At 29.6% G+C, this 18,173-nt stretch carries 18 protein-coding genes and 1 tRNA gene; 7 read left to right on the forward strand and 12 right to left on the reverse strand.

Features of this window, described 5'->3' with window-relative positions:
- Positions 1 to 15: 15 nt before the first annotated feature.
- Genes ACUV9F_RS04570 through ACUV9F_RS04590 form a run of 5 tightly spaced genes read right to left on the reverse strand, consistent with a single transcriptional unit; the run spans position 16 to position 3,599 of the window.
- Positions 16 to 612 (reverse strand): TIGR01906 family membrane protein, encoded by a 597-nt coding sequence (locus ACUV9F_RS04570; RefSeq protein WP_446183186.1) that lies wholly within the window; start codon positions 610 to 612, stop codon positions 16 to 18.
- Positions 612 to 1,397: a TIGR01457 family HAD-type hydrolase gene (locus tag ACUV9F_RS04575; protein WP_446183187.1), complete on the reverse strand. Its 786-nt coding sequence runs from the start codon at positions 1,395 to 1,397 to the stop codon at positions 612 to 614. Before ACUV9F_RS04575 ends, ACUV9F_RS04570 begins: the two co-directional genes overlap by 1 nt.
- Positions 1,398 to 1,409: 12 nt before the next feature.
- Complete coding sequence (locus ACUV9F_RS04580; protein ID WP_446183188.1) at positions 1,410 to 1,901, reverse strand: YutD family protein; 492 nt, start codon at positions 1,899 to 1,901, stop codon at positions 1,410 to 1,412.
- Positions 1,894 to 3,279: a bifunctional metallophosphatase/5'-nucleotidase gene (locus ACUV9F_RS04585; protein ID WP_446183189.1), complete on the reverse strand. Its 1,386-nt coding sequence runs from the start codon at positions 3,277 to 3,279 to the stop codon at positions 1,894 to 1,896. The genes ACUV9F_RS04580 and ACUV9F_RS04585 overlap by 8 nt, the downstream gene beginning before the upstream one ends.
- 2 nt (positions 3,280 to 3,281) lie before the next feature.
- A complete protein-coding gene (locus ACUV9F_RS04590) occupies positions 3,282 to 3,599 on the reverse strand; it encodes a hypothetical protein (RefSeq protein WP_446183190.1) in 318 nt (105 codons plus the stop codon).
- Positions 3,600 to 3,656: 57 nt separating this feature from the next.
- Here ACUV9F_RS04590 and ACUV9F_RS04595 point away from each other — a divergent pair, with 57 nt between their 5' ends.
- The 3 genes from ACUV9F_RS04595 (at position 3,657) to pepV (ending at position 7,090) form a co-directional block, all read left to right on the forward strand.
- Entirely contained in the window at positions 3,657 to 5,009 is a 1,353-nt protein-coding gene (locus ACUV9F_RS04595) for a glycerophosphodiester phosphodiesterase (protein WP_446183191.1), read from the forward strand.
- A gap of 104 nt (positions 5,010 to 5,113) precedes the next feature.
- A complete protein-coding gene (locus ACUV9F_RS04600; protein WP_446183192.1) occupies positions 5,114 to 5,608 on the forward strand; it encodes a DoxX family membrane protein in 495 nt (164 codons plus the stop codon).
- A 75-nt stretch (positions 5,609 to 5,683) separates the two neighbouring features.
- A complete protein-coding gene (gene pepV, locus ACUV9F_RS04605; protein WP_446183193.1) occupies positions 5,684 to 7,090 on the forward strand; it encodes a dipeptidase PepV in 1,407 nt (468 codons plus the stop codon).
- Positions 7,091 to 7,126: 36 nt separating this feature from the next.
- Here the strand turns inward: pepV and ccpA are convergent, their stop codons facing one another.
- Entirely contained in the window at positions 7,127 to 8,125 is a 999-nt protein-coding gene (gene ccpA, locus ACUV9F_RS04610) for a catabolite control protein A (RefSeq protein ID WP_446183194.1), read from the reverse strand.
- A 163-nt stretch (positions 8,126 to 8,288) separates the two neighbouring features.
- On the opposite strand from ccpA, the gene ACUV9F_RS04615 reads away from it, so the two are divergent.
- The gene (locus ACUV9F_RS04615) at positions 8,289 to 9,389 is read left to right on the forward strand and encodes a M24 family metallopeptidase (protein ID WP_446183195.1); all 1,101 of its coding nucleotides are present in this window, start codon (positions 8,289 to 8,291) and stop codon (positions 9,387 to 9,389) included.
- Between the two features lie 38 nt (positions 9,390 to 9,427).
- Here the strand turns inward: ACUV9F_RS04615 and yjeM are convergent, their stop codons facing one another.
- Both yjeM and ACUV9F_RS04625 read right to left on the reverse strand, forming a co-directional pair.
- A complete protein-coding gene (gene yjeM / locus ACUV9F_RS04620; RefSeq protein ID WP_446183196.1) occupies positions 9,428 to 10,942 on the reverse strand; it encodes a glutamate/gamma-aminobutyrate family transporter YjeM in 1,515 nt (504 codons plus the stop codon).
- 12 nt (positions 10,943 to 10,954) lie between these two features.
- A complete protein-coding gene (locus ACUV9F_RS04625) occupies positions 10,955 to 12,379 on the reverse strand; it encodes a C69 family dipeptidase (protein ID WP_446183197.1) in 1,425 nt (474 codons plus the stop codon).
- Positions 12,380 to 12,527: 148 nt separating this feature from the next.
- Here ACUV9F_RS04625 and ACUV9F_RS04630 point away from each other — a divergent pair.
- Positions 12,528 to 12,598 (forward strand) — tRNA-Gln (locus tag ACUV9F_RS04630).
- Positions 12,599 to 12,813: 215 nt separating this feature from the next.
- On the opposite strand, the gene ACUV9F_RS04635 is transcribed toward ACUV9F_RS04630, so the two are convergent.
- Positions 12,814 to 13,020 (reverse strand): hypothetical protein, encoded by a 207-nt coding sequence (locus tag ACUV9F_RS04635; RefSeq protein ID WP_446183198.1) that lies wholly within the window; start codon positions 13,018 to 13,020, stop codon positions 12,814 to 12,816.
- 218 nt (positions 13,021 to 13,238) lie between these two features.
- On the opposite strand from ACUV9F_RS04635, the gene ACUV9F_RS04640 reads away from it, so the two are divergent.
- Positions 13,239 to 13,790 (forward strand): TMEM175 family protein, encoded by a 552-nt coding sequence (locus tag ACUV9F_RS04640; RefSeq protein ID WP_446183199.1) that lies wholly within the window; start codon positions 13,239 to 13,241, stop codon positions 13,788 to 13,790.
- A gap of 76 nt (positions 13,791 to 13,866) precedes the next feature.
- On the opposite strand, the gene ACUV9F_RS04645 is transcribed toward ACUV9F_RS04640, so the two are convergent.
- Entirely contained in the window at positions 13,867 to 14,211 is a 345-nt protein-coding gene (locus ACUV9F_RS04645; protein WP_446183200.1) for a YlbF family regulator, read from the reverse strand.
- Between the two features lie 9 nt (positions 14,212 to 14,220).
- Positions 14,221 to 16,290: a PBP1A family penicillin-binding protein gene (locus ACUV9F_RS04650; protein ID WP_446183201.1), complete on the reverse strand. Its 2,070-nt coding sequence runs from the start codon at positions 16,288 to 16,290 to the stop codon at positions 14,221 to 14,223.
- A gap of 77 nt (positions 16,291 to 16,367) precedes the next feature.
- Between ACUV9F_RS04650 and ACUV9F_RS04655 the strand changes: the two genes are divergently transcribed.
- Positions 16,368 to 17,240, forward strand: coding sequence for an RluA family pseudouridine synthase (locus ACUV9F_RS04655; RefSeq protein ID WP_446183202.1), 873 nt, complete (start codon positions 16,368 to 16,370; stop codon positions 17,238 to 17,240).
- On the opposite strand, the gene ACUV9F_RS04660 is transcribed toward ACUV9F_RS04655, so the two are convergent.
- Positions 17,230 to 18,138, reverse strand: a complete 909-nt coding sequence (locus tag ACUV9F_RS04660; protein WP_446183203.1) for a prenyltransferase — start codon at positions 18,136 to 18,138, stop codon at positions 17,230 to 17,232. The genes ACUV9F_RS04655 and ACUV9F_RS04660 overlap by 11 nt on opposite strands.
- Positions 18,139 to 18,173 lie beyond the last annotated feature (35 nt).

An 18,173-nucleotide genomic window follows, 5' to 3' on the forward strand; every position in this document is an offset into this window, starting at 1 on the left:
ATTAATTTTAAAAAATTAATGTCTTTTTTCATTTTTTCTATATCCAAAATATATTAAAAATTCAAACACTATTAAAAATAAAAATATTAATTGTTCAAAAAAGCCTTCGGGTAATACGTTTATTATTGGATCTGTTAGTGGATTAAATAGCCAATTATTATTAGTAAACAACAACTTATGAAATAAAATAAAAAATTCATCAAAATTCATTGATGCAATTATTGCAATAATTATTGGAACTATAGCAATTGATATAGCATCATTTTTATAAAACCATAATCGGATTTTAAAAATTTTTTTTATAAAAAAGACTAATAACAACACTATATTATTTATTAAAAAAAGAACTTTTACATCCCTAAAATGTTCCAACCCTGAACTAGAAGCTACAAAATATAAAAATTTTAAGTTGTTTATAAACGGATTAAGTAAATAATTCATCAAATGTAAATATTCCCTTGTTAACTTCACATTCCCCATGGAAAAATCATATATCACATTTATATTGATGATATATATAGGAATACTAACTGCTATTATTATGAAAATCGAAAAAGTTAAAACGAATAAAATATTAATTGAATTATTTTTAACTCTAAACCAATCTATCATTAAAACTCCCACTGATCTAAATTATCAATTTCAAACGTTGGTTTTCTATCTTTTTTATTTACATCTTCTTTTGTTGAAACACCTGAATAAACCAGTAGTGTATCCAATCCGTTATCTAAACCACACAGTATATCAGTATTATAGTTATCACCTACCATAATAGTTTCTTCTTTTTTTAAGCTGAATTCTTTTAATGCGTAATCAATAATTGGTTTATCTGGTTTTCCAATATACATAGCCCTTTGCTGAGTTGAAGTTTCTACTAGTGAAATAACTGACCCTGCTCCAGGAACTAGACCTCGCTCATTTGGTAAATTAGTATCAGCATTAGTTCCAATAAACTTAGCCCCACGTTTAATTGCTAAAGTTGCCAACTCAAACTTATGATAAGTAACATCATAATCAAGACCAACAATAACATAGTCAGGATTAACTTCGTCGTATTTTATACCAGTTGAATAAATTGCTGTCTTTAAGCCCATTTCACCAATAACATAAGCAGATTTTTCTGATATTCTTGAATTATTTTCAGTTAAATAAAAAGCTGTTGCTAAAGATGGAGTAATTACCTGATTTGCTTCAGCCGTAATTCCATGGTTTTTAGTTAAATTATCAGCAACTTGTTGTGGAGTTTTTGTCGTATTGTTAGTTAAGAAATAATAGTTAACGTCTGGGTCATTAATTGCTTTATTTATAAAACTTTTTGCTTCTGGAATTTTTTCTGAGCCACGATACATTGTTCCATCAAGATCGATCAAATAATTCTTATATTTTTTTACTGCCACTTTACTACCTACTTAGTCTTTATTTATTTTTCTGATATTAAAATTATTTTTCTTATTTTTAGTTACTTTTTTATTATTATTTTTTTGTGATGATTTTAAATTATTAGACTTCCTTTTAATATTTGTTTTTTGTTTTAATTTTGATTTAGGCATTTTTTTCAAATTTTCCAAAACAAAATATGCACATCCAAAATTACAGTATTCTAACAAATAATCTTCAACATTTTCGATTCTTTGATCCATTTTAGCTTGGGAATAGTTCTTATTATAAAATCCCTTTAATCTTAACTGATCATATCCCCAATCACCGACAATATAATCATATTTTTTTAAGACATCACTATATCTTTCAGCCAGTTTTTCTCTGTCAAAACCATCACGATAGTTCTCGATTATCTTATACGGATGTCTTTTAATTCTAACATTCTCTTCATCAAGCTGAATTACTTCTACTTTAAGTCGTTCTTCAGCTTCTTCTTCATTTATTTTTAAGTTTTTATTCATTTTTCTTTCCAAATTTATTTTTTAAATAGTCACTATATACATCCCTGATAAACGTTGGATAATACAGTTTGTTCTCTCCCATTATTTTTATGGTAGGAAAATAAGGTAAAAACAAATAATGATCAAGCGTAGCAATAGTGTACATTTTATCTAAATCTATTGGTTTGTCTTTAATCAGAACTGTTCTTTTGTCTAAGTTTACTTTTACACCATCATACACTAACTCTCCAAAATATTTACCTCTAAAACCCATACCTTTTTGTATATGTCTTCTCAAAAATAGTCTGTTAAATTCCATTTCTAAAAATAATCGCCATGTTTCTTGGCCATTAAGTGTAACTTTCATAACGTGCATAGCATGTGGTAATAAATCATGGATATCATCTTTTGTTACAACGCCCTTATTTAATTCTTTTAGAAATAGTCCATTATTTAACACAGCAACATCACTATCGGTCACCTTTTTTATTGCTTTTAAAGCATATTTAATATTAGAATGTTCAGACTCAAAATCATTAGTTAAGTCATATGTCAATCTAACGACTTCTTTTTTTCTTAATATCTCATGTCCTTTTTTTAGATACTCTTCTATCTTATTTTCATCACTATCAATACTAGGTATTTTTTCAGTTTTTGTTGTATCAAGTGAAATACTACTCAATTTATTATTTTCTATAGATAAATTAATTTCACCAATATATTGTCCATAACGATCCGCTGCTGCTAAATACGTCTTATTATCTAATTCACCTTTTTCAAATAAGTGATGGGTATGAGAACCAATTATTAAGTCGATATTATTAAATTTATTTGCAATTCTTCTATCCATTGATATTCCTAAATGAGATAGTAAAATTACTACTCCGCATCCCTCTTCTTTTAGCTCATCAACTTGCTCTTGCAAAACATCTTGGATTAACTGAATATCCCAGCCAATCAATGGATAAGTTAATACATAAGGAAATGTTAACCCTAATACACCTATTTTATTATCGTCAAATTCATATATTTTGTACTCTGTAGCAAAATGTGGAATTTCATTTGTTTTTAATGATTTAAGATTTCCTATTATTACTGGAAATTTTGCATCAGTAAACATATTATTTAATTGATTATAACTATTTCCTAGTCCTTCATTATTTCCAATTGTTACTGCATCATAACCTTGATCATTTAGCCATTGTATATTAGCTTTACCATCAGTAGCTTCTGTTAAAGGATGCTGTCTATCTGAAAAATCTCCAATATCAAATAATAAAAACTCTTCATTATTCAATTTGGCAGATTTTCTTTTTTTAGAAATAAATCGCTCAATTTTAGGGAAATTTTCAAAATGTGAATGTAAATCATTAGTATGAACTATTTTTATATTTGTCATAATTACACTTCTATATTATTTGCATTTAAAGTATCCATTATAGCCTTATTTACTTTAGGATCTGAATGATCAAATACAGTCCATTCCTTCATGTCTAAAGATGGCATTTCATAATTTTCATTGATAAATTTTTCATAAAATTCAACTGCCGTTGAGTGAGGAATATTTAACTTCAATATTTTCACTTCTTTTATAAGACCTTTTTCAGCTGCTAATTCAGCACGTCCATTTAAGAAAATATTTGCCAAATCAAAGTATTTTGTGCCATCATTTAAAGTAATTTGTTCTATTAAATCTAATTCTTGTTTTTGCTCAGTCAAAATAATATCTCCTATGTTTAATATTTTACCAGTTATTTCAAAAATGGAAGGAATAATATGTTCAAAAAAATTTCGTTTTTATTATTAATAGTAACTATTTTTATTTTTAATTCTGCTTTTGTAGTAATTGGTCACCGTGGTGATCCAATAAAAGCACCAGAAGAAACATTTCAAAGCTTTGATACTGCATTTAATGAAGGTGCTGACTATGCAGAATTAGACGTTCATTTATCAAATGATAACGTCCTTATTGTATCTCACGACAAAAACTTACAGCGAATCACAAAAAAACCACTAATCGTTTCTGATAATGATTATAATACCTTATCAACTCTTACAGTAGCAAACGGAGAACATATACACAGCTTAAACGAAGTTTTTGAGCATTATAAAAACAATCCAAAGGCCAAATTTCTAATTGAGACTAAAAAAACTAAGCATGGCAACCCTAAAGATATGGAAAAAATCCTTTATCAAGTAATAAACCAATATCATATGGAAAACAGAGTTGCGTTTCACAGTTTTTCTGAAGAAAGTCTTGAAAAATTGGCCAATTATTTCCCAAACTCACAAAGAATTTTTATTTCAGGTTCACTACAAAGACTTAACTTTGATGTATTTAAATATAGTACAGGCGTTAATATTTCATCTGATTTAATAACTCCAACTTTAGTTAATCAACTACATAGTTTAAATCAAAAAGTTTACGTCTGGGATGAAATGAATGAGAACAAAAATCAATGGAATTGGCTAGTTAATATGCCAATCGATGGTGTTGTCACTAATTTTTCAGCTACTGGGGCTAAGTATCGTGATTTGAAAAATAAAGCTGAATTTAAAAATACAAATGAAAATTTTGTTTATATAAATAAAAATGAAATTCCTATATACGAAAATCCTTATATTAAAAGCAATATCACGGGAAAATCAAAATATTTAGATTCTTATAATGTTCAAGATATAGTTACTTTTAATAATAAGAGTTATTTTCAGTTAAGTTCAAATGAATTTGTATCTTCAGAGGATTTTATACCTGAAAGTCAATTAGAAGAGCTCCTTGCATATATGAATTCTACTTTCATAGTTAAAAATCCTAAACAGCCACATATTATTTATAAACAACCAAATTCGCAGTCTTCGTCTGGAACTGCATTACTAATAAATAAAAAATACAAAATATTAAGTATTAAAAAAGATGGTCACTCCTATTGGTTAAAGACAACACTTGGCTGGGTGCTTGCAAATAATACTTTAATAAATTTTCAAGATAACCAAGGAAAACATTTATACTTTAGTCTTCCTCAAAATAAACGTTTAATAAATATTAATTTAAATACATCTCCTATTTCAGGCTCAACTGCTAAAAGTTTTTCAAAAATATTTAATTATAGCGATTTATTTGAAAAATAATCATTTTTTTGAAATTTAATCTTTTAAAAATACTTTTCGTTGACATCAAAGCTCTATACCACTATCATATCATTGTAATATATTTCACAATTAAGGAGAACATCATGGATAAATTTTTAAGAGAGAATAAAGTGGCTTCTGTTATTCTAGCAATTATTCGTGTTTGGCTTGGTATTGAATGGACTCTTGCAGGTTGGGAAAAGATCACTTCCCATCCAGCATTTGACCCTGCTGGTTTCTTTATGGAAACAATAAAAGCTCCCGTTATGACTCCAGAAAAAACTCAAGCATATCCATGGTTTAATGATTTAGTAAAAAATGTTTTCATGCCTCATTCTAAAATGTTTGGGTTCATGGTTTCATGGGGTGAGTTTTTAATTGGTTTAGGACTTATTTTTGGTTGTCTAACAACAGCTGCAGTCTTTTTCGCAATGATGATGAACTTTACTTACCTTCTTTCAGGAACTGTTTCTGTTAACCCTGAATACCTATTCTTTGAAATCTTTTTAATTGTTGCTGGATTTAATGCTAGCAAAATTGGATTAGATTATTGGGTAATTCCATGGGTTAGAAAACATATATTTAGAAAAACCGCGTAGAAAAGTCGCCTTTATAGGCGACTTTTTTTTATACTCTATGATATGATTTTATTAACTTAATTGGGAGGAAATATTATGAATATCGATTGGAAAAAAGAAGCACAAAAATATCGTGATGATATGATTAAAGATTTAACAGCTTTAGTTAATATCAAAAGTGAACGTGATGTAGAACACAAGACAGACGAATATCCGCTTGGCCCTGGTGTATCAGAAGCATTACAACAAGTATTATCATTTGGTGAACGAGATGGATTTATTACAAAAAATATAGAAAACTTAGCCGGTCATATTGAATATGGTCAAGGTAATGAAATACTTGGCATACTTGGTCATATGGACGTTGTTCCTGCTGGAGATGGTTGGAATACTAATCCATACGAAGCAACAATTAAAGATGGAAAAATATATGGTAGAGGAACTTCTGATGACAAAGGACCCTCAATTGCTGCTTATTATGGATTAAAGTTAATTAAAGACTTAAATCTTCCTGTTTCCAAAAAAGTACGTTTTATTTTTGGAACTGACGAGGAAAGTAATTGGACTGGAATCACAAGATACATGGAAGTTGAACAAAAACCGGACTATGCATTTTCTCCAGATGCTGAATTTCCATTAATCAATGGTGAAAAAGGAATTGTTTCATTTAAAATTACTTTTGATCAAAGCAATTCAGATAATTCAATTATTAAGTCATTTACAAGTGGTGTTCGTGTAAATATGGTTCCACAAACAGCAACTGTTGTTTTGAATAGTGATAACATTAATAGTGAAGAAATTAAAAATAGCTTCTTATCTTTTATTAACGAAAATAACTTAGCTGGTGAAGTTACACAAGAAAACAATGAGTTAAAACTTGTTTTAACCGGTAAAGGATCCCACGCTATGGATCCTAAAGAAGGAATCAATGCCGCTACTTATTTAGCAACTTTTATTACTAATCTTAGCTTAAATGATAAAGAAAAAAATTACTTCTCATTTATCGCAAATACATTACACCTCGACTATACAGGTAAAAAATTAAATATTGCTTATTCTGATGAAATCATGGGTGAATTGACTGCCAGTGCTGATATTTATTCATATGATGAAAATTCAAATAGTTCTGAAATTCTTGTAAATGTCCGTTATCCAAAAGGAAAAACAGACAGTGAATTAACAGAATTAATTAAAAAAGTACTTCCCGATCATGCAAAAGTTGAAGTTGATGGACATGCACAACCACCACATTTCGTTGATCCTGAAGATAAACTTGTTTCTTCACTCCTTGGTGCTTACCGTGATCATTATGATGATAATTCTGAACCAATGTCAATTGGTGGTGGTACTTACGGACGTATGTTAGAACGAGGAGTCGCCTTTGGAGGACTTCTTCCAGGTAGAGAAAATGTAATGCACCAAGCAAATGAATATATGATTATTGATGACTTAGTATTATTAATAGAAATATATGCAGATGCAATTTACAGATTAATTAAATAAATAAAAACCACATTCTAAGAATGTGGTTTTTATTTATTATTTTGTTGTTTGTCTACGAACAATGCTATAAGGAAGTGTTACTTGATTTTCTTCAATTACTTCTTGATTCATTAATTTAGTTAAAAGACGCATGGACACAGCTCCAATATCATAAAGTGGTTGTGATATTGAACTCATTTTAGGTCTTGTAACTTGGCATAAAATAGTATCGTTACTTGTAATTAATTCAAAATCTTCTGGAATTTTCACACCTGAATCTTGTGCAGCATTCAACATGCCAATTGCTAATACGTCGTCATTAACTACAGCTGCTGTTGCTCCTGTGCTTGAAACAGCATCCCAAACTGCTGCTCCTGCTGTTAATGTATATTCACTTTCAAATACTAAGTTTGACGAGTAATTAATATTAGCAGCTTCTAAGGCTTCTTTGTATCCACCCAATTTAAATATTCCATCAACTGGAGTTTGTAGATCTCCACCAACAAAAGCAACCTCTTTATGTCCATTTCTAATTAAACCATCCGTAACCTCACGAATAGAATCTGTATAATCAATATTTACACTTGCTATTTCATAGCTATCGTCAATTACACCAGCAAAAACAACTGGAGTTTTAGAATTAATAAGAAGTCTTTTTAGTTTTTTATCAATAGAATGTCCCATATATATAAGTCCATCTACTTGTTTAGATAATAAATTATCAATAACTTGTTCTTCATCATCTTTTGAGTCCAATGTTGAACTAATAATATGATATTTGTACATAGTTGCAACATCATTAATACCTTTAGCAAGAGAAGCAAAATACAAGTTAGTCATATCAGGAATGATTAAACCGATTGTTGTACTCTTTTTACTTGCCAATCCTCTAGCAACAGCATTAGGTCGATAATTTAATTTATCAATTACTTCCATAACTTTTTTTCTTGTTGCTTCTTTAACGTTAGGATTGCCGTTAACAACTCTTGAAACAGTCGCCATTGAGACTTTTGCTTCATTTGCAACATCATAGATAGTGATTACTTGTTTTTCCATATTCTTCCTCATTCAATTAAATTATAAAAATCGCTTTCATTTTAATTTAACAAATTATATTAGTATTTTCAAGGGAAATTGTCATATTTTCATTTCATTTTCAATTTTGCTTTCATATTCAAATTAATAAAAGATGCTATACTATAAAAAAGGAGATATAACTATGAATAAGATAGAAAAAATGCAAAATTGGTTAAGTAATTCTGGTATGGACATTGCTTATATCAATGAACCAACTCATGTAAACTACTTCACTGGTTATGAAAGTGATCCTATTGAAAGAGTATTAGGCTTATTTATCTTTCCTGACCAAGATCCATTTTTATTTACTCCACAATTAGAGGTTGAATCAGCAAAAAAAGCTGGATGGAATTATGATGTATTTGGTTACTTAGATCATGAAGATCCATTTAAAATAATAGCTCAACATATTTTAGATAGAACATCCATTTCGCCTAAAAAATGGGCAATTGAAAAAGCAAGCCTTCCTGTTTCACGCATGGAATCTGTATTACAACAATTTCCTGATGCACAATTTCTTGAAAACGCATCTATATATATGGAAAAAGCAAAATTAATTAAAACTCCTGAAGAAATAAAATTGATGCAAGCCGCAGGTAAAGAGGCTGATTTTGCTTTTTCAGTTGGCTTCAACGCTATTAAGGAAGGAAAAACAGAACAAGAAGTTGTTGCAGAAATAGAGTTTGAACTAATGAAAAAAGGTGTTATGCATACGAGTTTTGACACAATCGTTCAAAGTGGAGCTAACGCTGCAAATCCTCATGGAGGCCCAGAAAAAGACCCATTGAAAAAAAATAATTTGGTCCTATTCGATCTTGGTACAATACATTCAGGTTACGCAAGTGATGCCAGTCGTACAGTTGCCTTTGGTAAACCTTCACAAAAAGCTTTAGATATTTATAACGTATGTTTAGAAGCACAGCTTACCGCTCAATCAGCTATCAAACCAGGAATTACAGCTTCGCAACTAGACAAAATTGCAAGAGATATTATAACTAAAGCTGGTTACGGAGAGTATTTTATTCATAGACTTGGTCATGGTATAGGAATGACAGATCATGAATTTCCTTCAATTATGGAAGGAAATGATTTAGAAATTCAGCCAGGAATGTGTTTTTCTATTGAACCTGGAATTTATATACCAGGAGTTGCTGGAGTAAGAATTGAAGACTGCGTACATGTCACTGAAGATGGTAGTGAGCCATTTACACATACTCCAAAAGAGTTAAAATTTATTGATTAAAAAATAAAGCCTCGATATCTTTAATATCGAGGCTTTTCTTATACTAATTTTTTATTATGTTTTCTTTCATATCTTCTATACAAAACCACAGCAATTACTGTAAATACAATTGGTCCAGCAATTGTCCAGATTGCATCATTCCATTGATGATCTATAATTGGTTGCACACATGTAAAGATAACACTTAATGTCAAAACAACAAATGAGACGATTGAAACAGTCCACATAAATGTTTTATTTTTAAAGAATAAATATGGTTTTTCAATATTTTTATTTAGATTAAAGAATGGATAAGCTCCCACCAAGAATAAGTAAGGTAGAGCTGTAGAGACATTTCCCATTAATGTAAGAATGTTATAGAATGCTTGAGCGGTTGAACCACCAAAAGCAACTGCAATTATTATTATATTTACAAATATTGCTTGATACCACATAGCATTGGAAGGCATTCCTGCTTTGTTTAATTTAGTAACATGTTCTGGCCAAAAATCTTTTGGCGTTCCCATTACAAAAGATTTTAATGGTGAATAAATCAAAACAAAGAATGAACCAGTATATACTATAAACATATCTAATCCAGCAAATCTGGCAAACCATTGACCCATTGTTGCAGCGGTAGATGCATTCATCCCTAATTGATGTCCAAAGGTTTGTCCCAAATTGTCCATCATTACATAAACAATATTTCCCAAGTTAACATTACCGCTATTAAAGATATGATTCCAATTTGCACTAACACCCCACAAGAAAATTGAAAGAGCATATAACACTGCAATAATTAATGTAGAAATTAGTATCCCTCTAGGAAAATCACGTTTAGGATTTTTCATACTATCTGTAATACCACCCATTGACTCCATTCCAGCATATGCAAATATTGCATAAACAACAAAGCTAATCATAGCAATAGGAGATGCAAACGATGGATTTGCACTATTAATAAACGTATGAATTCCATGAACAGGTTCGGCAGTTTTAAACCCTGAAGCTATTAATATATAAATACTTAATACAAAAAATAAGATATTAATAGCTACCATCATCGTTCCACCAAATGATGAAATTTTTGAAATCCAATCTATACCCTTACTAGCAAAAAATGTTACCAAGATAATCCAAATAACTGCAAGAACACCAATTACCTGATTAGAATTTAAACCAGCAAAACTCCAAGTTTGAGTTTTATCAGACCCACTGATAAATACTGAAAGAGGAATCCAAATTTTTGAAGCAGTAGCAACTAACCAAGTTTCCCAAGATGCTAACCACATAAAAGTTCCGATAAAAGCAGTTTTAGGACCAACTGCACCATCTATCCAAGAATAAATTCCACCCTTAGCTTCATTAAAAGCTGATCCATATTCAGCCATCATAAAACCACTAGGTAAAAAGAAAAATATTGCGGCAAAAATATACCAAATTATACTTGCATAACCCATTTGCATAAAAGCAATGGGTGTATTACCAAATCCAAAAATTGTCGTGAAGATCATCATGATTAGAGTTCCTAATTGAATGGTCTTCTTCGGCGAATAATTACTCTCTTCTGACATAAAAATGTCCTCCTATAAATTTAAATCTGTTTTAAAGTTTAATTTTGAAAAATCAGTTGAAGCTGTAATAATTTCTGCAATCATCTTTTTATATGCTGATAACGTTATTTCCGCAGATTCATTACTTTGTTCAGTCAAATATTTTGACAACTTCTCATCAGATAACATTTTCGCTTTTTTATCTGATTCACGAAGCTTTTTAGCTAAAGTAATATTTATTGATTTTTGTGTTTCTTGAAGTTTTTTACCAAACTCTTTGTAATGTCCATCAATTAGTACACTAGCCAATTTATATGTCCAATAAGCAGATTTTTCATCATAAGGTAACTTACCAATTCTATACTCTTCTGGAGTATCATCAATCCCCATATAAAAAGGAACGTAAACACTTTGCGCAGCTACTCCCATTGACAACCATTGGACACAAGCAATTTCTGACGGCATATCAGGTCTAATTTGTAATAAATGAGATTCTTGAGTTTTAGCTAAACTAATTGGTCTAAATAAACGATTCTTATCTGATTCATTTAAAGGATCGTATTCAGTTTTTTCATAATGAGAACTTAAATACATCTTAGCATCTTCAATACTCAATAGACGGTTAGGTTTTTTAATAAAATCTAAATCTTCACTCATTGGAGACTCATCTGTAGCTCCTGAAAACTGCTGTTGTCCCCACCAAACACGTGGAGTACTGTAATGTTCATCAGATAAAGTTTGTGTGCCGAATATCTTTCTGAAATTAAAAGATTGAGGATTAGGATTTAAGTTATTTTCTGAAACAAATTTTTGAATATCACTTGAGAACATAAAATTATCAGTATCATCAAAATCAATTTCCTGAATAGCTAGCTGATTAGCTACTACTGCATAACTATCATCTGGAATTCTTTGAGCAACCCAGTAATGACCAGAACCATTTTCAAAATACCAAACCTCTTCTTTATCAGAAAATAAGACACCATTAGTCTCACTAGTACCATATTTTTCAATAATATCACCAAGTCGCTTAATACCTTCACGAGCAGTTTTAACATAAGGAAGAACGACTGTAATCATTGCTTCTTCACCAATTCCATCTTCAACGAGTGGATCAGCGCCTAAAACAACTTCGTTAGAATATGCACTTTCAGTAGCGCTCATTGCTACTCCATATTCATTAAATCCATCCTCCTCGAATAATCCTTCTTCAGTTGTCCATTCAGGAGTTGAAGTATATTTAAAACGAGTTTTTGGAAGTTCCATCTTAAACTTATTAGCTTGCGATACAAATTCTTGAGGCTCAGAAAATGTTCGTCGTTCATTCACCACAAAATGTTTTGGCCATGAAGCTTGTGAATCTTCATTTCGACCAATAATTGTTGAACCATCAATTGTAGCTTTTTTACCAATTAAAATACTTGTACAAGCACTTAATTCCGACTTATTGTATTCCATTTTTTCACCCCATTAATATTATGATGTGTTATATTATGGCACAACTTTAAGAAAAACGGTATAGAAAATTAAAAAAAATCTAATAAAAATATTTATATATATAATTGACAAGAATCATCAAAATTCTATAATATAGATATTGTATTAATGGGTATTAGCCAAATGGTAAGGCAACGGACTCTGAATCCGTGATTACAGGTTCGATCCCTGTATACCCAATATAAAAAAAGCCTATTGTTATAGGCTTTTTTATTTTGTTCTTTGTTTTAGCTACATTTTTAGCTACAAAAGTAACTTTTTAAGTACATTTAATATTATTAATCTGAGGTGATTAAATGTTAGAAAATATGTCTGATGAAGAATTTTTAGAAGTTGTTAATTGACTTATTGAATTATCAGATGAAATATTTACCTAAGAAGAATCAAATTAAAACTCATTTTTCAAATCCATTATAAGTTGTATTATCTTTACTACTATCATCAACTAAATTCAAATAATTTAATAATTGATGATAATTTTTAACATCATTTTTTAAATTCTCTTCTAGCCTCAAAAATTGTGACTTTGCGAAACATACTCCTGCTATAGCTACAATTATATTTATAATAGTTATAATAATATCAAATTTAGTATTTTTCATTAGCTTATCTTTCGCATTTCAATATATTTCTATGAAGCATTTACAACAAGGATAAAATTATACTATCATATATAAAACAGAAAAGCCCACTATCTACTAAATTAATAGTAAGCAGTGAGCCTTTTTATTTTGATAAATAATCATGTTTTAAAAAAATACGTTTAGAAAAGAAAATTTTTGTACAATATAATAAAAAATATCAAAGGAATTGAATTAATATGAAAAAAGAACGATTCGAAGCTTTTACTGATGCCGTTATCGCAATAATATTAACAATACTAGTATTAGAAATCCATCTTCCAAACAATGATCACACTATTCGCGCATTTATTAAAATTGCTCCACAATTTTTTTCTTACGTTTTAACATTTATTTTTATTTCTACAATGTGGATTAATCACCACTTTATTTTTTTAGAAGTAAAACGAATAGATAATCGTATTTTATGGATAAATATTTTATTACTTTTTTGGGCTTCTTTATTACCCGCAACCACTGCCTGGATGGGATCTGATATTAATTCAGTTATTTCATCATCGTTATATGTAATAAATGTTATTTTATTTAATATTACTACCGCACAATTACGGGACTTTACAATTTCTTTAAATCCAGAGATTTCTAATAAAGTAAGTCATTTAAGATATTCAGAACGTATATCTCTTTTCATAAACATAGGAACATTATTTATAACATTTTTTTACCCTCCGTTTCCCTTTATAGGACTAAGTTTAAATATCTTTTTATGGGCATTACCAAGGAATCATTAGTATTGATAGCTACTTTTTTTTAGATATAAAAAAGTGTTGATAGAAAATCTATCAACACTAGCTACACCTTCAAATTTTATTTTGTTGAGTATATATCAGCAATAGGTTTTGTTATTATTTGATTTAATTCATTAATTAAATCATTAACTTTCTTTTCTGATTCCATTAACTCATTAATAATTGGAAAATCATTAAATTTATCTGTATAACTCTTCATTTCGTCAATATTTTCTTGAGTTATTTCTTGACCAGACATTTGTTTTTGTTGTAATTCATATTGCAAGTTTTGAACTTTATCAAAAATCTCATATGCACCTTCGTCTGCTTTTAATTTTGCAAAAACATCCTTTAGATGTTTAACTTGCTCTACTTGATCCAAATCTGTTGCCATTTGATTGGCTGTATCATAAATATTAATCATAAATTCTCCCTATCCAAAAAAGTTCTTAGCTGAATTATACCATTGAGTAGCGTTATCTTTTACACTATTAAAATTATCTTGTAAATCATCTATCCAATTACCTGATCCAGACTTAGTATCTTTTTTATTTGCATACATGGTTGCTGCATCTTCTTCATCAAAATCAGTTTCATTACTATAAGGTAACATATTTTCCATTTCATCCTTAAATACTGGAGCTAATGTCTGATATGCGGCAGTTTTCATAAAATGATTTTCATCTGTTTTATCATAACCCATCCAACTAGCAACTACAACATCTGGTGTGTATCCTATTACCCATTGATCTTTTGTACCAAACCCATACGAACTTGGAACTTCTGTATCACCAGTTTTACCAGCAATAGTATAATCAGCAGGCTTTGCAGTATATCCTGTACCATTATTAAATACACCCAACATCATACTTGTCATAGTCTTTGCAGTTCTTGAACTAATTACTTGCTTATTAGTTTGGTTATTATCAACAATAACTTTTCCATCAGCATCGACGATTTTATTTATAAAGTGTGCGGTTGCAAGTTTTCCATCATTGGCAAATGCTGTATATGCCTGAGCCATTTGTAATGGGGATACACCAGTTTGTAGCCCACCTAATGCTAAAGCGAGATTTTGGTCACTTTTATCAACATTTATTCCAAAATTCTCAACTGAATTTACACCTTTTTTAACACCAATTTTATTTAGTAATGCAACTGCTGGTACATTGTCACTCTCACTAAGTGCCTTATACATAGGTATTGTTTCACTATATCTTCCATTTGAATTACTTGGTCGATAATTATTTTTACCATAGCTTTTTAGTTGGTTAGGCAATAAGGAATCATATCTATACCCGCTTTCAATAGCAGGTGTATAAACAGCTAGTGGTTTTATAGCGGAACCTGGTTGACGTTTAATTTGAGTGGCCCTATTTAAGCCTCTAAATACATGATCTCCAATTCCACCAACAATAGCTGCAACTCCTCCAGACTGAGGATTTATAGCAACAGATGCAGCTTGAGGAGTGGTACCATCAGCAGCTGATGTTGTAAATAGCCAACTCTTATCAAATGTATTTTGCATTTGCGTTTGATAATCTTGATTTAAAGAAGTATATATTTTATATCCTTTACTCAAAATGTCTTCTTCTTTTAAGCCATATTTATTGATAGCTTCGTCAATTATAGCATCGTAATAGTATGGATATTTATAACTATTTGATACTTGATATCTATCCTTTAGATTTAGTTTTTCATTTTTTGCTTGAAGTGCTTGTTCTTTTGTTAGCTTCTTATTATTAAACATTAAACCTAAGACAAGATTTCTTCTACTAATCGCATTATCAGGATGATCTATTGGGTTATAGTAACTTGGGCTTCTTAACATTGCCGCAATTACTGCACTTTGGCTATAGTCCAGTTGACTAGCATGGACTCCAAAATACTTCATCGAAGCATCTTCTACACCCCAAACACCATTTCCAAAATAAGCATTATTTAAATACATAGTCATAATGTCTTTTTTTGAATATGTTTTATTTACTTCTACAGCCATGAAGAACTCTGCAGCTTTTCTTAAAAATGTTTGTTTTTGACTGAGTAAAGAATTTTTAACTAATTGTTGGGTAATGGTACTTCCACCACCAATTATTCTTCCATGTAAAACTAGTCCAGCTGCTGCCCTTGCATATCCTAATATACTAAATCCAGAATTAGTCCAAAATGTTTTATCTTCAGTTGATGTTACTGCATTTTGAATATTAGGTGATATTTCATTTAGCTCAACAAAAGTACCTTTTTGAGAATATAATTTTCCTGCTTCATTTCCTTCAGAATCAATAACTCTTGTGCTTTCTTTCAATTGAAGCTTTAACACACCTATATCAGCAGTTTTTGCTTTATATGTAAAATAACCACTTAAAATTAAAAATATTGAAGCTAATATTAAAATTATCCATCTAGTTATCTGATATCTTTTCCAAAATCTTCGAAATCTATTACCAAATTTTTCCATAAACAATTTAAATAACTTAGCAATTTTTGAAAAAAAAGTATTCATAATCTACCCCGTCATTGTAAAATAATTTTATCATAATATTAAAGAAAGAATATAACTTTTGTTATAGATATAAAATTATGAAAAAAATTATTAATTTTTTTAACCCACCCCAGATTACAATTCGTCAACAATTAAATAAATGGCTCATTCCCAGAAAATGGCAACACTTATTAAGAGTCAATCATCAAATACTGATTAACAGTACTTACAAACCCTTTAATTATCTTTTGCAAAAAGACGATCAAATGATTATCGACTTTAACTTTATACCTAGAACAAAAAATCAAACATATCTATCATCTACCAAGTTACCAAACATCATTTTTGAAGATGATGATTTGTTAATAATAAATAAACCTTCTGGTCAAAAAAGCCATCCAAATAATCCCTTAGAAAATAATACAGCAATGAACGATGCAAAATTTTATTTAACCCAACAGGGCAAAAATCCATATATGATACATCGCTTAGATATGTATACTTCTGGTTTAATGATGATTGCAAAAAATCCTTATGTTGTACCAATCATGAATCGACAATTAACAAATAAATCTTTTAAAAGAAATTATTATGCCGTGATTGACTTGGTAAATAGTATACCAGATTTAGGATCTATTGAACTTCCTATTGGAAAAGATGATTCTGATCCAAGAAAAAGAAAAGTTAGAAGTGACGGATTAAACTCCATAACCAAGTACACCGTTTTAGAAAAAAACAAAAAAAACGCTTTGCTTAAATTAGATCTTTTAACGGGACGCACACATCAAATAAGAGTTCATTTATCTCATATTGGATATCCTATTGTTGGCGATCCTTTGTATAATAACAAAATATATAGCAATAAGAATATGATGTTAATGGCTTATAAAATATCATATTGTTTACCTTTTTCAGAAGAAAAAAAATCTGTAGAAATTAGCATTCCTACAGATTTTAAAATTAAAAATTAATAGCTACACCAACTGCAAATAACAAAATACTTGGGACAATAACAACATTAACCCCTTTTAATGCTGCAAAATATGTCTCTTTTTTTATCTGCTTTATTAAATAAGGTTTAATGGTTCTATATGCCTTGGGATACATTAAAATCACTAATAAAACAGTATATGGAACTATATGTAGTATTGATAGTACCGGTAATAATACTGCCGCAGTTATCCATACAATCTTATATAAGCTAACCGCATTTTTCTTTCCGATAAAATAAACTAATGTATGACGACCGTTTTTTATATCTTCGGTTAGATCACTAGTATTATTAGCTAATAATGTACTAAAGAAAATTAACATATTAGGTAAACATATTAATAAAACCTCACCAATTATTGACCATTGCATAATAGTTCTATCATTTAATCCTAGATATATATAAACTAATGGAATAAAAAAGGCAATAGCTGATGCAACTGTAATTTCAGCAATTGGCAAACTATTTATTGGCCTTGGACCAAATGAATAAAAAATACCAATTCCAACACAAATTACCCCGATAATCAATGTTGTCCAGCCAGTTTTATATACAAGCCAAAGGCTTGCAATTAAAGGTATAATTGATAATCCCATTATCCAGTTTCGCACTGTTGTTAAAGGAATATTATTTGTACCTATGGTACTTACCTTTTTTTTATAACCATCTTCATCTTTAGCATTTTTGTAATCCATATAGTTATTATGCATATTAACAATTAGATGAAAACTAAAAACACATAAGAAACCTATAATTCCATAAAAAAAGTTAAATGACTTAAATCTGTAGTAAGAATATGAAACCGCGAATACAAACCACAAAACATCTAATGGTGTTGTATATATTTCAGTTAATTCATAAAACAACTTCCAATTCATAATAAAATAATTCCCTTCTGAAAACTTTTTCATTA

The sequence above is a fragment of the Daquilactobacillus linshuiensis genome, assembly GCF_052828685.1.

What these genes read in the sequence shown, in the direction of transcription:
- ccpA (WP_446183194.1), bottom strand. Translation starts at nt 8,125, where the DNA reads ATGGAAAAACAAGTAATCACTATCTATGATGTTGCAAATGAAGCAAAA.
- ACUV9F_RS04570 (WP_446183186.1), bottom strand. Translation starts at nt 612, where the DNA reads ATGATAGATTGGTTTAGAGTTAAAAATAATTCAATTAATATTTTATTC.
- ACUV9F_RS04625 (WP_446183197.1), bottom strand. Translation starts at nt 12,379, where the DNA reads ATGGAATACAATAAGTCGGAATTAAGTGCTTGTACAAGTATTTTAATT.
- ACUV9F_RS04635 (WP_446183198.1), bottom strand. Translation starts at nt 13,020, where the DNA reads ATGAAAAATACTAAATTTGATATTATTATAACTATTATAAATATAATT.
- ACUV9F_RS04580 (WP_446183188.1), bottom strand. Translation starts at nt 1,901, where the DNA reads ATGAATAAAAACTTAAAAATAAATGAAGAAGAAGCTGAAGAACGACTT.
- ACUV9F_RS04640 (WP_446183199.1), top strand. Translation starts at nt 13,239, where the DNA reads ATGAAAAAAGAACGATTCGAAGCTTTTACTGATGCCGTTATCGCAATA.
- ACUV9F_RS04600 (WP_446183192.1), top strand. Translation starts at nt 5,114, where the DNA reads ATGGATAAATTTTTAAGAGAGAATAAAGTGGCTTCTGTTATTCTAGCA.
- pepV (WP_446183193.1), top strand. Translation starts at nt 5,684, where the DNA reads ATGAATATCGATTGGAAAAAAGAAGCACAAAAATATCGTGATGATATG.
- ACUV9F_RS04660 (WP_446183203.1), bottom strand. Translation starts at nt 18,138, where the DNA reads ATGAATTGGAAGTTGTTTTATGAATTAACTGAAATATATACAACACCA.
- ACUV9F_RS04650 (WP_446183201.1), bottom strand. Translation starts at nt 16,290, where the DNA reads ATGAATACTTTTTTTTCAAAAATTGCTAAGTTATTTAAATTGTTTATG.
- ACUV9F_RS04645 (WP_446183200.1), bottom strand. Translation starts at nt 14,211, where the DNA reads ATGATTAATATTTATGATACAGCCAATCAAATGGCAACAGATTTGGAT.
- yjeM (WP_446183196.1), bottom strand. Translation starts at nt 10,942, where the DNA reads ATGTCAGAAGAGAGTAATTATTCGCCGAAGAAGACCATTCAATTAGGA.
- ACUV9F_RS04595 (WP_446183191.1), top strand. Translation starts at nt 3,657, where the DNA reads ATGTTCAAAAAAATTTCGTTTTTATTATTAATAGTAACTATTTTTATT.
- ACUV9F_RS04585 (WP_446183189.1), bottom strand. Translation starts at nt 3,279, where the DNA reads ATGACAAATATAAAAATAGTTCATACTAATGATTTACATTCACATTTT.
- ACUV9F_RS04615 (WP_446183195.1), top strand. Translation starts at nt 8,289, where the DNA reads ATGAATAAGATAGAAAAAATGCAAAATTGGTTAAGTAATTCTGGTATG.
- ACUV9F_RS04655 (WP_446183202.1), top strand. Translation starts at nt 16,368, where the DNA reads ATGAAAAAAATTATTAATTTTTTTAACCCACCCCAGATTACAATTCGT.